This window comes from Tumebacillus amylolyticus (assembly GCF_016722965.1).
Classification (GTDB): Bacteria; Bacillota; Bacilli; order Tumebacillales; family Tumebacillaceae; genus Tumebacillus; species Tumebacillus amylolyticus.
Map to the genome: position 1 here is coordinate 1,196,647 of NZ_JAEQNB010000001.1, position 12,334 is coordinate 1,208,980.

Genomic DNA, 12,334 nt, shown 5'->3' on the forward strand with positions numbered 1-12,334 from the left:
TACCCAAGAAGGGAAGAAACCCACATGTCGATGAACCCGCCTGTACAAGTCAACTATGACATCAAATCTATGGAACGCTGCGTCTCCGCAACGTTCGCATTCGGCCCGACTTCGCTGAACAATCCGTACTTCACGGTCTACTTCATCGTGAACAACGCGGGCATCGTGGCGATCTATGACAAGTCGATGCCGGTTGCCAACGCAAACCCGAACGAGAACAACGAAGTTCCGTTCGTCGACCAACTCAAAACGAACTCGATCGCCGTCAAGCAAGGCAGCAACAAGTACGAAATCCTCCGCTTCATCCACGAAGAATTGGAGCGCATCGGGGAGAAATTGCAACGTGAAGGCCGTCCGATGAGCGACGCCGACATCACGAAGCTGATGACCAAGATCGCGCGCGTCTACGAAGGCGAAGCGCCGCAACAGTAAGTCCAGAGGGAAAAAGAGACCCGGCCACTTATGGCTCGGGTCTTTTTTGCGTGCGTTCTATTTGTTTCTGTGGGCTCATACAAATGAACTACTAGATTCGGTAAAGGAGGATGAGCGTATGCGGAGGACGATTGGGGCTGGCTTGGAGCGTGGGGTATTTCCGGGAGTGGTGGCGTGCGTCTCGATGAATGGCGAGCCGGTTTTCTACGAGGCACACGGTGCGGCGGAGGTCACACCCAACCACCGGGCGATGCAGTTGGACACGCGGTTCGACTTGGCAGGGCTGACGCAAGTGGTGGCCACGATGCCTGCTTTGCTTCGTACGGTGCAGATGGGAAAAATCTCGCTCGTCGACCCTGTCGTCCGTTATCTGCCGGAGTTTGCGACCGGCATCGACCGCTATACGAAAGCGCAGATCAATTCGTTTCATCTGCTCACTCATTCGTCGGGGCTGCCGTCGTGGAAGCCGTTATTCTTGCAGGCGCGGGGGATGAAAGCGTACTTGCGCCAACTCGCCGACACGCCGCTCGAGACCGCACCGGGCACGCGGGGAATTCAGAGCGATCTCGGGTATATGTTGCTCGGCTTCTTGCTGGAACGGGTCTGGGACAGGCCGCTCTCCGAGGTGTGTGACAAATTGGTGTTCCAACCGCTGGGAATGGCTTCGACGTCGTTTGCAGGCGAAGGCTTGCCGGTGGACGAGTGCGCCGCGACGGAGATTGGCAATGAGCAGGAGCGCAGGCATTGCGACCAACATGACTTTCCGTGGCGCGGCAACACCGTCTGCGGCGAGGTGTTGGACGGGAATGCGTTCTACGGTCTGGATGGGGTCAGCGGACATGCGGGGCTGTTCTCCACGGCGGCCGACTTGAACCAGTTTGCAGAGCTGTGGGTGCGCAAGGGCATCGTGCGGCGCGAGCGGTTTTTTGATGCGACGTTGGTGACGCTCTCGACGTCTGCTCATACGAACGTGCAGGGGCGGCTCTTCGGGTTTGGATTTGAAGTGTCGGGGGATGCGTGTGCGATTGGAACGGCGGCTCCGAATCATTCGTTTGGGCTGGCGGGAGACACGGGGGTCTCGCTCTGGTGCGACCCGATGACGAAAACCACCTCCGTCGTGCTGACGAACGCCATCCATCCGGAGACCTCCGAATCCCGCGCCGACGACTTGGCGCGCTGGCGGCAGCAGTTTCATATGCGGGCGTTTCAAGGCTGAGAGTTTGAAAAAAAAAAAAACGACCTGGATCGCGGCGGCGAAGGGTCGTTTTTTCAGCGTCCAAGCAATTTGCACCTAAGTCCCATATCCTGCAGAGAGAAGGACATTTTTTTCTGCAAGGGAGGGACATCATATGTTTGTCTATACAGCTCTTGGCGACTCGATTACGTTTGGGGAGAACTCGTCCTCGCCGGCTCGGCGGTATACAAATCTCGTGGCGAAACACGACGGGGCGGCGTTGGAGGTGTTGGCTCACCCCGGTTGGACGAGTGGAGCACTGACGGCAGCCGTGCTGGATAATGCGGCCTGTTCGCTCAGACGGTCTTCTGCGGTGACGATCTGGGTGGGTGGCAACGACTTGGCGTTTGCGGGTCTGCGCGTGTTGCGCGGGGCTCCGGCCACGTCTGTCGAAGAGGCGCTCGCACAGTACGGTCGCCATCTGAACACGTTGGTTGCCGCCGTGAAGGGAGTTTGCCCCGGACGCATCGTGCTCTGCACGCAGTACAACCCGTTTCCAAACTCGCCGGTCGCGGTGCAAGGGATTCAAGCGCTCAATGCGATCACGGCGGAGACGGCGAAACGTCAGGGCGTACTGCTGGCTCCTACGGCGGCTTGCATCGACGGCCGTGCGGCAGAATTGATCTCGGGATACACAACAGGTCGTGTGGAAGATGCGTTGCGCTCTCCGATTTTGCCGGTTCATCCCAACGACGCGGGACATCGTGCCATCGCGGACCGATTAAATCCCATCCTGTATAAAAACTAAGGTATAATAGAGACATCAAATTCTGACAGCTCCGAGGGACGCCCGTGAAAACGAATCGATCCAAGTCGAAAAAAACGTACGAGCAAGTCGCCGAGCAGATCAAGTGGATGATCGAGCAAGGCCACCTGCAACCCGGTGACAAACTGCCGCCGATGATCGACCTCGCCCGTCAGCTTGGCGTGTCCCGCCCGACTGTGCGCGAGGCGTTCTCGACGCTGGTTGGCATGGGACTGATCGACCTGCGGCATGGCGAAGGAACGTTTGTACAGAAAATCGATGTGCAGACGATGGTCACAGAACCGATGAACGCCGCTCTGTTGCTGGGGCGGGGAGATCTTCGCGATCTGTTGCAGGTGCGCCGATTGCTCGAATTGGGAGCGGCGCAGATGGCAGCCGATCTGCAGGGAGACGAATGGCGGTTGGCTCCCGTGCGAGCCGCATTGGAGCGCATGGAAGCTGTTTCAAACAAACAGACTGTCGAGGAGCAGGTGGGCGCGGATTTGCAATTCCACCTCGCCATCGCCGAAGTCTCAGGCAACAATGTCTTGCTCAACCTCATGAACACGCTGACAGAAACGATTCGAAGCGTAATCCGACAAGCTTGGATGGACGAACACCGAATTGGGGGTCTCGTCGAGGAGCACTCCGCCCTCTATCGGGCGATGCTCGCCGGGGACAAGTCCTTGGTCCAGCGTTTGATGATCGACCATCTGGATAGAACGGAACATCAGATGGATCAACAGAAGGGAGAGCGAGATGGAGGAGAACAACAAAAACACACAGAGCCTAAACCAAGTACAAGCTGAGCACACGTCGGCCGCGATGGCTGTCGAGGGGGGCATGGCTGCACAGGCCAAAGCCACTCGTTCGCACAAACGACAACCTCTGTCCTATCACATTAAGCGTTTTTTCTTCATGGTGTTGGGGTCCTTGATATTTGCGACCGGACTTGAGATTTTTCTCGTACCCAACTCCATCATCGACGGTGGCATCACGGGGATTTCGATTCTCTTGGGTCATTTGTCGGGACTTCCGATTGGACTGTTTCTCTTTGTTCTCAATTTGCCGTTCCTCTTGATCGGATATAAGCAGATCGGGCGAACGTTTGCGGTCACCACGTTGGTGAGTGTCTCGTTGATGTCCGTATTCGTTTCGCTGCTGGGACCTGTGGCTGCACTGACGGTAGACCCGTTGCTGGCTGCTGTCTTCGGCGGTGTCTTGATGGGGATCGGGGTTGGGACGATCATCCGCTATGGCGGTTCGTTGGATGGAACGGAGATCGTGGCGATCCTTCTGACGCGCAAATTGCCGTTCTCCGTCGGGGAGATCGTCATGTTCTTCAACATCTTTATCTTGGGCAGTGCCGGCTTCGTGTTCGGCTGGGACCATGCGATGTATTCGCTGATCGCCTACTACATCGCGTTCAAGATGATCGACATCACCGTCGAGGGTCTCGACGAGTCCAAGTCGGTCACGATCATCGCCGAAACGCCGGAGGAAATCTCCGAAGCGATCCAGTATCGTCTGGGTCGCGGTGTGACGCACATCTACGGCAAGGGCGGCTACTCCGGCGAAGACAAGGAACTGCTCTATGTCATCGTCACCCGCTTGGAGCTGGCAAAACTCAAAAGCATCGTGCTGGAGTTTGATTCCCATGCGTTCATCGCCATCGAGCACGTCTCCGACGTGACGGGCGGACGCTTCCGCAAGAAAGCGATTCACTAGCTCAACTTCACAACTCATAAAAAACCCCTCCTTCGATGAAGGAGGGGTTAACTTTTGGTTGTTGAAGTGAGTTTAGTAAGATCGTATAATGAAGGGTGACAGTACTTACTGTACGAGGTATTGTGCTTTGGGAGAGACGAACTCAGCGCTGTCGCTGAAGTCGCTGACGTTGATCGAATATTCGCCGCTGTCGGAGCTGGATGCGAGGCTTTGTACCAAGACTTGCTTCTGATCAGCCGAGAGCGAGTTGTACGCTTTCTTCATGCTCATCAGTTCGACCGGGTATTCGCCGGAGTTGTTCGGCTCACCGCTGACATCAAGCATGCTCATTGCAGAAGAAGCCAGACCGACGAAGAGACCGACGGCCATCACAACAGAAAGACCATGAGATTTTTTTGCCATATTGGACCTGTCCTTTCGGTAACCCGGCTGCCCTGGCAGAGAACTTGACTCTCGCGGTTAGGCCCGTGGCTTTGCGTCCCACGCTTTCGCAATGGTTTGCCCTTATCGTTTGAGAGATCAGAGACTTATCAACGAAGCGGGAAAAACTTGTTAATAAGTGAAAATAACACCCTGTCTGTTATCTATATTATTCGTCCTTTACGGGAAAGTCAAGCAATGTTCAGGACTTTGTGCCCTGTTTCTTTTTAGTACATTAGACTTATGATACTTGTGGATAGAACTACGAAAGGGACGGATGATCTGTGAGCAATCCTCGGGAACCCGAGCAAAAACGCTTTTTCTTCAAACGTAAGAAAAAGTCTGACACTAGGGCGAAAGTACCAGAAACGTTAGAGGCAACCGAACCCTCTGCGCCTTTGATCCCGGAAGTCCCGGATACGCCGCTCGAACCGAAACCGGATGCGGAGGCGTTCCTCCAATTGGCACAAGCTGTGCAAGAACAAGCCGGCGCGCTCGCGATGGCGAATTCCTACGATACGCTGCGTGGAAACAAGCCGAAAGTGCCGCGTTGGCTGCTTTTGGTTGTGGCCGCTTCCTTGCTTGGAAATCTCGGCGGGGGTTATCTCGTCTACAAATACCGCAACATTGCCATCTCCAAGCCGGCCGTCGCGCCGGTCGAAGAGGCCCAGACGGAACCGGCGTTGACCGAAGAACAACAAAAGATGCTGGCTCAAATGCAAGAACAAGCCCAAGAGGAGACTGTGCCTCCGGTTAAGCAAGTGGTCGCTTGGACGACGGAACAGGCCGAAGTGTTGCCGAAGACCGAGCGTACGCGGATCGAATCGGTGCTTGGTACGATCAAGAAGCAGGAGGATTTCCAAAACGGCTCCTTCAACTTCGTGTTCGTCTCCGGTCTCAACCAGATCACCGCCATGCACGGGGGTGGAGCGGTCGTCTCTGCGTTTGTCAACAACGGCTATCTCAAATCGTTTACCCCGAAACAAATCAAGCTGACCGTTTCGTACGGCAATCAGATTGTGCTCGCCGGCACGTATGCACAAAAAATGCCGCAGTGGGCGCCGAGCGATGTCTACCTACTAGAGTGTGCGTTTACCGCCGACGACGTGCGGGACGCTTCGATCCTCGACAGGCTGTCGAAGAGTCCGGCAGAGCAAAGCAAATTGAAATTCGAAGCGCGGATTGCCTTTGACAAGGAGTCGAAAGTTCCGGGCGGGGGGCCGGAAGAGTTGTGGGAGTTGATGAACACCCACCTCGACGTGCCGCCAACTCCGACTCCGATCGTCACGGCGACCCCGACTAAGAAGTAGACAGGCGGAGAAACTCGATGAAATTCCTCTTACTTAAATATTGGAAGGCGGTTCGGAAGCGGATCTGGCTGATCGGTCTCTTGGTTGTGTTTGCGGTCGCGACTTCGTATGTGTTTACGACTCATTTTGTGACTCCGCAGTATCGGGCGACGACGAAGCTGATCGTCAACCTGAAACCGACGGAGAACACCGATGCGTTTTTGAGCGACGTGATGGCGTATCCGAAGATGATGAAGACGTACAATGAGATTTTGAAAAGCTACACGGTGACGTCGGCGGTCGTGTCGAAACTGGGGCTCAAGATGACGCCGGAAGCTCTGGGAGCTTCGATCACGATCACGTCGGTCAACGAATCGCAGATCATCGCCGTGCAAGTCACCGACTCCGATGAGAAACGCGTTGCGCTGTTGGCAGACGAAGTGTCGTACATGTTCATCGACAAAGTGGAGCAAATCATGCAGTCGGACAACATCTTCGTGTTGGACAAGGCGCAAGGCCGCGGCGTGGTGAAGTTGAAACCGAACCTCAACATGAATTTGTTGACGGCGGCGGTTTTGGCCGTGCTGGCCGGTGTCGGCGGGCTCGTTCTGCGCGAATATCTCGATACGCGACTGAAGATGCGTGAAGAAGTGAAGTCGGCGCTCGGGCTGGTCATGGTCGGCGAGATCGGCGTGTGGAAAACGGAGAGCCGCCGGTTTGCTTGGCTTCGCAAGTTGAAGTTCAAGTCGGCTCGCAACGACCCGAATCGCAGGGTGATGGAGAACTACAATGCGCTCTATCGCAACCTCGTGCCGCTGAGCATCTTGCAAGAGATCAAGACGTTGTCGATGGTCTCGACAGTTCGGCATGAGGGCAAATCGACCGTATTGACGCAGTTTGCCGTGCATTTGGCACAGAGCGGGCAGCGGGTGTTGTTGATCGACGGCGACATTGAGCATCCCGCGTTACATGTTATGTTGCAAGTTCCCAATACAGTCGGGTTGGGAGACTTCCTCGGCGGGCGTATGGAGTGGAGAGACGCCGTTCAGGGAACTCGAGTGCCGCACTTGCAATTGCTGAGCGTCGGGACGATGACGCAGGCGGGTGTGAAAGGGCTCGGGGGAGAGGCGTTTGAACGGATGTTGAGAGAGGCGCGGGAAACGTACGATCTCGTGCTGATCGACACGACGGCGCTCGGAGAGTCGCTCGTGCCGCAAGTCGTCGCGCCGCAGACGGATGGCGTGTTGTTCCTCGTCGGCAGCGGGACGGTTCATCGTGACGACGCCAAACTGGCATTGGATGCACTCACTGCGGTGGGGGCGAATGTGCTGGGGACGGTGCTCAACAACTACGACGGCAAGACGGAAAAGTCCCCGTTCTTCCTCGAACGCGTAGGAAACCAAGTAACTCTCAATAAGTAAAAAAAGACCCTCGCCGCGGCGGGGGTCTTTTTTATAGGATTTTCATAGGATGGGCCTCGGAGCAGAAGGGGCTCACGGGGCTCTTTATTACTTCGTCGTACTGCAGGTGCTGTTGGCGAAGACGTTGTGGTACATGGTGCGGAAGGCTTCGAGTTCGCGTTGCAGGGAGTAGTGCCGGCGAATGGTTTCGAGGGCGCCGGCGCTTGCTTTGACGAGGGTTTGCTCGTCGGTGCACAGCAGCGTGGCTTTCTCCACCAATTCGTCTCCGTCGGAGTAGAGATAGCCGTTGACCCCGTCTTGGATCAGGTCTTGGTTGCCCGGCACGTTCGAGGCGAGGATGGCTCGACCGAGCGACATCGCTTCCAGCAATGCGTGAGACAGCCCTTCCGAAGACGAGGTGTTCATCACGACGTCCGCCGCCCGATACAGGTCGGCAATTTCGTCGTAGGGCACGGCTCCCAAGTACTTTGCGAAATTCGCATGCTTGGCAAACGCCTCCTCCACTTCTGCGGTCGTCTTGGGGTCAAGATCTTGCCCTGCCAAAACAAACCGCACTTGCGGGTGCTTCTCATGAACTCTCGCCAACGGTTCCAACGCATGAAGCGGGCGTTTCACCGGACGCAGACCTGCCACGAGCAAGAAGATAAACTCATCATCCGACAGCCCAAAGTCTGCACGAGTTTTGCCCGCGCCCTTCGGCAAGTCGATGCCCAGATTGATCGTCATCGCTTTGCCGGTCGCCGCCGGATAGACTTCGGAGAGGTTCTCGACGGCCGCTTCTGTCAAACAGACGATTGCGGAGGCATACTCCACCGCTTCGACCATGCTCGGTCGGGTATCCGGGTGTTTCAAATGTTCGTTGACATCGGTTCCGGTCATCGTCAATACCATCGGTTTGCCGTACTGCTTGGCAAGGGGTGCAATTTGTCGGCCCGTGAGATAGGCGTTGTACGAGTGGATGATATCGGCCGCTTCGTAGTCTTGCGGTTGTACTTGATCCAGCGCCAAGCGCGTGATGTGAATTCCCATTGGTTCCAAGCCCCGCTGCAAACGACCGGAGTACGTCCAGTTGCCGCCGGAGGGGTTGTTCGGAGGGAGAACGATAAGTATGTTCATATTTGATCGTTCCTTTCGAAAGGTAACTAAGGAAGACAGTACCTCATCCTCGGCGCGTTGTCTGTATGGGAAGTCACTTTTTCTGTGGAACTCGTTTTTATGGTATGATACCTATGTATCTTGTTTTTTATGTAGCGAAGGAGTGAACAGCATGTCTCTCGTGTACAAATCGCCGATGGCGAAAAAGTTCCAGATCTTCTTTTTCATCTGGACTTTGGTCGTCATGGCTTCTTTTGCAATGGTCGGCATCTCGATTGCGTATATCAAGTGGAGCCAATCGTTCTGGTTCCTCGGCGTGGCCGTGTTGATGTCAGGCGTCGGCTTTATGATTCGCAAACGCATCTTGCGTTCGATGGGCGAAATCAAACCGAAGCAGTAAGACTTGTTGCCGGGTGAGGAGGGTCCGATGGAGATGGAAGAGACCAAGAAAAAAATTTACGTGGTCGACGATGACGAGAACATCCGCAAGATCGTCATGCGCTATTTGGAAGCGGAAGGCTATGAGGTGCGAGGGTTCGGAGACGGGGAGTCGGCGCTGACCGCGTTTGACGAAGCCCAGCCGGACATGTTCATCCTCGACATCATGATGCCCGGCATCGACGGGCTCGAAGTCTGCCGCAAACTCCGTGCGCAAAGCCAGATTCCCATCATCATGGTCTCGGCGAAGGACGACGAGATCGACCGCATCGTGGGGCTGGAACTGGGCAGCGATGATTATCTGTCCAAGCCGTTTTCACCGCGTGAACTGTTGGCGCGGGTCAAGACGGTGTTCCGCCGCTTCCATGTCGGACTCCAACAACAAGCGCAGCAGGAGGTGTCGCCTCCCGCTCTTGAGCACCTGCTGTTGCGCGACCTCACCTTGTATTTGGAAGAACGTCGCGCCGTCTGCCAAGAGGTCGATGTGCCGCTGACGACCAAGGAGTACGATTTGCTTTCCTTTTTCGCCCGCCATATCAACAAAGCGTTCACGCGTGAACAGTTGTTGACGCAAGTGTGGGGCTATGATTATCTCGGCGACGAGCGGGCGATTGACGATCTCGTCAAACGCCTGCGCAAGAAATTGAAAACCGCCGGTTCCGACTGTGAGATCAAGACGGTCTGGGGCTATGGCTACAAAGTGGAATCATGACGCGCCGCTCCTCGATTCGCCAGAAGCTGATCCTCTCGTATTTGTTGATCGCGCTGGTCGCTCTCAGTGTGGGCGGCGTTCTTTTTTATGCGTTGGTCAAGCAGGCGATTACCGACCAAGCGTTTCATACATTGGAGTACGAAGCGAGCACGTTTTTGAACACGATCGACCTCACGTCCGGCAACGACGACCAATCCCAATTGGCGAAAAAAGCGTCTCGCTTGCGCATCCAGTTTGCAACGCGCACGATGAGTCTCGCCGTCGTCATCGTCAACCAAAATACAGGCCGCGTCGAAGCGACCAATGTGGAAGGGTTGCAGGTGGGGGACAACTTCCCGGTGTCGCTCTCCTCCATCGACAATGACGGGACGAACGACGACACCCTGCAAGCGGTGAAGGAAGTGGGCAACAACCAATATCTCATCCACGCGATGAACATGCCGCAAGCGCAGTACAAGGGGTTGGACGCTGTCTTTCTCACGCCGTTGGAGAATGTCCAACTGGTCACGACAGACTTGATTCAGTCGCTGGTGAAGGGCTTTCTGATCACGAGCGTTGTGGTGATTCTGCTCGGGTTGTGGCTGTCACGGTCGCTTTCCAAGCCGATTCGGATGTTGCAAGCGCAGATGAGTCGGTTGGCGAAGCGCGACTTTTCCCCGCCGCCGATTGTGCAGACGGGGGATGAGTTGGAGGAAGTGTCGCGGACGTTTGCGTCGATGGTCGAGGAATTGAAGCGCTACGACCAAGGGCAGCGGCGCTTTTTACAGAACGCGTCTCACGAGTTGAAGACTCCGCTGATGGCGATCCAAGGGTATGCAGAAGGGATCAAGGACGGGATCTTCTCCGGCGACGAAGCGGCGTCGGGGTTGGAAGTGATCTCGCAAGAAGCGGTGCGTTTGAAAAAGCTCGTGGACGAGCTGATCTACCTGTCGAAGCTGGAGACGCTCGAAGACAGTTTCAAGCGGGAGGAAGTCGAGTTCACCGAGCTGGTGGAAGACTCTGTGACGCGCGTGAAAACGCTGGCGATGCAGAAGGGGATCGAGATCGAAGTGCGGGGTCGAGGGGAATATCTCGTCGACGTCGACGGGGACAAAATGATGCAGACGATGATCAACCTCCTGAGCAACGGCGTCCGCCATGCGAAGTCGCACTTGGTGGTGAGCTTGCGTGCGGAGGACGGGCATCTGCTGCTCTCCATCCGGGACGACGGCGAAGGATTCGCCAACCCGGACCAAGATCAACAGCAAATCTTCGCCCGCTTCTACAAAGGGGACAAAGGCGACACCGGCCTCGGTCTTGCCATCGTCAAAGCGATCGTCGACCAATCGGGCGGCACGATCACCGCTCGAAACCACGAACGAGGAGGCGCAGAGTTTATCGTGCGTCTGCCGATGAAGAAATAGAAAAAACCGCCGGCTCTCGAGGAGAGCGGCGGTTTTTTTGTACCTCATTACGCCGAGATCGGCGGTTGGTTGTTGGGGTTGTTGATCGCTTGTTGGTGGACGTCTTCGTCGAATTCACGTTCCACTTTGGCGATGACGACGGTGGCGACGGAGTTGCCGATGAGGTTCGTGATGGCGCGCGCTTCCGACATGAAGCGGTCCACGCCGATCAGCAGGGCGATGCCTTCCATCGGGATCATGTTGCTTGGCAGGGCGGCAATCGTGGCAGCCAATGTAATCAGACCGGAGCCTGTGACACCGGCGGCGCCCTTGGAGGTCAGCATGAGAATCCCGACCAACGTCAAGATGTTCACGAAGGACAGGTGAACGCCCATCGCTTGGCAGATGAACATCGCCGCCATCGACAGGTAGATCGACGTGCCGTCCAAGTTGAACGAATATCCGGTCGGGACGACGAGGCCGACAACCGGCTTCGAGCAGCCGAAGCGCTCGAGTTTTTCCATCACGCGCGGCAGAGCCGACTCCGAGGAGGACGTCCCCAGTACGAGCAGAATTTCTTCCTTGATGAACTTGATCAGTTTGAACACGCTGAAGCCGAAGAAGCGAGCGACCAAGCCCAGAACGACCACGATGAACAGGAACATGGTGATGTACACGGAGCCCATCAACTGGCCGAGCGACCAGAGAGATTTCAAACCGAACTTACCAATTGTATAAGACATCGCGCCAAACGCTGCCACCGGCGCGAACTTCATCACATACGAAACGACTTTGAAAAAGAGTTCGTTCATGCGTTCGAAGAATTCTGTCACCGGCTTCGCTTTGGCACCCATCGACGCCATCGCGAGACCGAACAGCACGGAGAAGAACAAGATCGGCAACAGATCGCCTTTCGCCATCGCGCCGACGACGTTGTCAGGAACCAGCGACATGAGGAAGTCCACGAAGCCGTGGTTTGCTTCCGCCCCTTGCTTCGCGTAGGAAGCGATGTCTGCCGCTTTCAGCTTCGAAGTGTCAAAGCCCTTGCCCGGCTGGATCAGTTCGACGACGGCGATGCCGATCGCCAGGGCAAACGTCGTGCAGATTTCGAAGTACAGCAACGCTTTGCCGCCGATGCGGCCGATTTTTTTCATGTCGCCCATATTCGCGAACCCGATGACGATGGTGAAGAAGACAATCGGCGCGATGACCATCTTGATCATCTTGATGAACATGTCGCCGAGCCATTTCAACTGTTGCGCGTGCGCCGGATCGAGAACGCCGAATACCGCACCCAGTACGATTGCGATCAAGACCCACACGGTGAGGTTCTTGAAGATTCTCATGATGACTCCCCCTTTTTATGAAAACGTTTACCTAGATGTATCATAAGTATACTATATAGACACATAATTGTCATGATCATAAAAAAAGACCC

13 protein-coding genes and 1 riboswitch are annotated in these 12,334 nt (G+C 55.7%); of the genes, 10 read left to right on the plus strand and 3 right to left on the minus strand.

Going from position 1 to position 12,334, the window contains the following annotated elements; genetic code table 11:
- Positions 1-24 precede the first annotated feature (24 nt).
- The 5 genes from JJB07_RS05520 (at position 25) to JJB07_RS05540 (ending at position 4,139) form a co-directional block, all read left to right on the plus strand.
- A complete protein-coding gene (locus JJB07_RS05520) occupies positions 25-432 on the plus strand; it encodes a hypothetical protein (protein WP_201631959.1) in 408 nt (135 codons plus the stop codon).
- A gap of 118 nt (positions 433-550) precedes the next feature.
- Positions 551-1,648: a serine hydrolase domain-containing protein gene (locus JJB07_RS05525; RefSeq protein ID WP_201631962.1), complete on the plus strand. Its 1,098-nt coding sequence runs from the start codon at positions 551-553 to the stop codon at positions 1,646-1,648.
- A gap of 133 nt (positions 1,649-1,781) precedes the next feature.
- Positions 1,782-2,414: an SGNH/GDSL hydrolase family protein gene (locus JJB07_RS05530; protein WP_201631965.1), complete on the plus strand. Its 633-nt coding sequence runs from the start codon at positions 1,782-1,784 to the stop codon at positions 2,412-2,414.
- Positions 2,415-2,458: 44 nt separating this feature from the next.
- Entirely contained in the window at positions 2,459-3,220 is a 762-nt protein-coding gene (locus tag JJB07_RS05535) for an FCD domain-containing protein (protein ID WP_201631968.1), read from the plus strand.
- 34 nt (positions 3,221-3,254) lie between these two features.
- A complete protein-coding gene (locus JJB07_RS05540) occupies positions 3,255-4,139 on the plus strand; it encodes a YitT family protein (protein WP_236587795.1) in 885 nt (294 codons plus the stop codon).
- 105 nt (positions 4,140-4,244) lie between these two features.
- Here JJB07_RS05540 and JJB07_RS05545 read toward each other — a convergent pair whose 3' ends face one another.
- Entirely contained in the window at positions 4,245-4,541 is a 297-nt protein-coding gene (locus JJB07_RS05545) for a hypothetical protein (protein ID WP_201631970.1), read from the minus strand.
- A 14-nt stretch (positions 4,542-4,555) separates the two neighbouring features.
- A riboswitch (cyclic di-GMP riboswitch) is annotated at positions 4,556-4,652 on the minus strand.
- A gap of 191 nt (positions 4,653-4,843) precedes the next feature.
- Here JJB07_RS05545 and JJB07_RS05550 point away from each other — a divergent pair.
- Positions 4,844-5,869: a hypothetical protein gene (locus tag JJB07_RS05550; protein WP_201631975.1), complete on the plus strand. Its 1,026-nt coding sequence runs from the start codon at positions 4,844-4,846 to the stop codon at positions 5,867-5,869.
- A 17-nt stretch (positions 5,870-5,886) separates the two neighbouring features.
- Entirely contained in the window at positions 5,887-7,269 is a 1,383-nt protein-coding gene (locus tag JJB07_RS05555; RefSeq protein WP_201631978.1) for a tyrosine-protein kinase domain-containing protein, read from the plus strand.
- 87 nt (positions 7,270-7,356) lie between these two features.
- On the opposite strand, the gene JJB07_RS05560 is transcribed toward JJB07_RS05555, so the two are convergent.
- Positions 7,357-8,385 (minus strand): glycosyltransferase, encoded by a 1,029-nt coding sequence (locus JJB07_RS05560; RefSeq protein WP_201631981.1) that lies wholly within the window; start codon positions 8,383-8,385, stop codon positions 7,357-7,359.
- A gap of 151 nt (positions 8,386-8,536) precedes the next feature.
- Here JJB07_RS05560 and JJB07_RS05565 point away from each other — a divergent pair, with 151 nt between their 5' ends.
- From JJB07_RS05565 to JJB07_RS05575, 3 genes are read left to right on the plus strand one after another with little or no spacing between them, the layout of a single operon-like run.
- Complete coding sequence (locus JJB07_RS05565; protein WP_201631984.1) at positions 8,537-8,764, plus strand: hypothetical protein; 228 nt, start codon at positions 8,537-8,539, stop codon at positions 8,762-8,764.
- 33 nt (positions 8,765-8,797) lie between these two features.
- Positions 8,798-9,514 (plus strand): response regulator transcription factor, encoded by a 717-nt coding sequence (locus tag JJB07_RS05570; protein ID WP_201631986.1) that lies wholly within the window; start codon positions 8,798-8,800, stop codon positions 9,512-9,514.
- On the plus strand, positions 9,511-10,917 hold the full coding sequence (locus JJB07_RS05575; protein ID WP_201631989.1) for a sensor histidine kinase: 1,407 nt from the start codon (positions 9,511-9,513) through the stop codon (positions 10,915-10,917). Before JJB07_RS05570 ends, JJB07_RS05575 begins: the two co-directional genes overlap by 4 nt.
- A 47-nt stretch (positions 10,918-10,964) precedes the next feature.
- Here JJB07_RS05575 and JJB07_RS05580 read toward each other — a convergent pair whose 3' ends face one another.
- The gene (locus tag JJB07_RS05580) at positions 10,965-12,242 is read right to left on the minus strand and encodes a dicarboxylate/amino acid:cation symporter (RefSeq protein ID WP_201631992.1); all 1,278 of its coding nucleotides are present in this window, start codon (positions 12,240-12,242) and stop codon (positions 10,965-10,967) included.
- Between the last annotated feature and the right edge of the window lie 92 nt (positions 12,243-12,334).

Excerpts from the sequence above, each read along its gene's own strand:
- JJB07_RS05520 (WP_201631959.1), top strand. The coding sequence starts at position 25 with ATGTCGATGAACCCGCCTGTACAAGTCAACTATGACATCAAATCTATG.
- JJB07_RS05525 (WP_201631962.1), top strand. The coding sequence starts at position 551 with ATGCGGAGGACGATTGGGGCTGGCTTGGAGCGTGGGGTATTTCCGGGA.
- JJB07_RS05530 (WP_201631965.1), top strand. The coding sequence starts at position 1,782 with ATGTTTGTCTATACAGCTCTTGGCGACTCGATTACGTTTGGGGAGAAC.
- JJB07_RS05540 (WP_236587795.1), top strand. The coding sequence starts at position 3,255 with ATGGCTGCACAGGCCAAAGCCACTCGTTCGCACAAACGACAACCTCTG.
- JJB07_RS05545 (WP_201631970.1), bottom strand. The coding sequence starts at position 4,541 with ATGGCAAAAAAATCTCATGGTCTTTCTGTTGTGATGGCCGTCGGTCTC.
- JJB07_RS05555 (WP_201631978.1), top strand. The coding sequence starts at position 5,887 with ATGAAATTCCTCTTACTTAAATATTGGAAGGCGGTTCGGAAGCGGATC.
- JJB07_RS05560 (WP_201631981.1), bottom strand. The coding sequence starts at position 8,385 with ATGAACATACTTATCGTTCTCCCTCCGAACAACCCCTCCGGCGGCAAC.
- JJB07_RS05565 (WP_201631984.1), top strand. The coding sequence starts at position 8,537 with ATGTCTCTCGTGTACAAATCGCCGATGGCGAAAAAGTTCCAGATCTTC.
- JJB07_RS05570 (WP_201631986.1), top strand. The coding sequence starts at position 8,798 with ATGGAAGAGACCAAGAAAAAAATTTACGTGGTCGACGATGACGAGAAC.
- JJB07_RS05575 (WP_201631989.1), top strand. The coding sequence starts at position 9,511 with ATGACGCGCCGCTCCTCGATTCGCCAGAAGCTGATCCTCTCGTATTTG.
- JJB07_RS05580 (WP_201631992.1), bottom strand. The coding sequence starts at position 12,242 with ATGAGAATCTTCAAGAACCTCACCGTGTGGGTCTTGATCGCAATCGTA.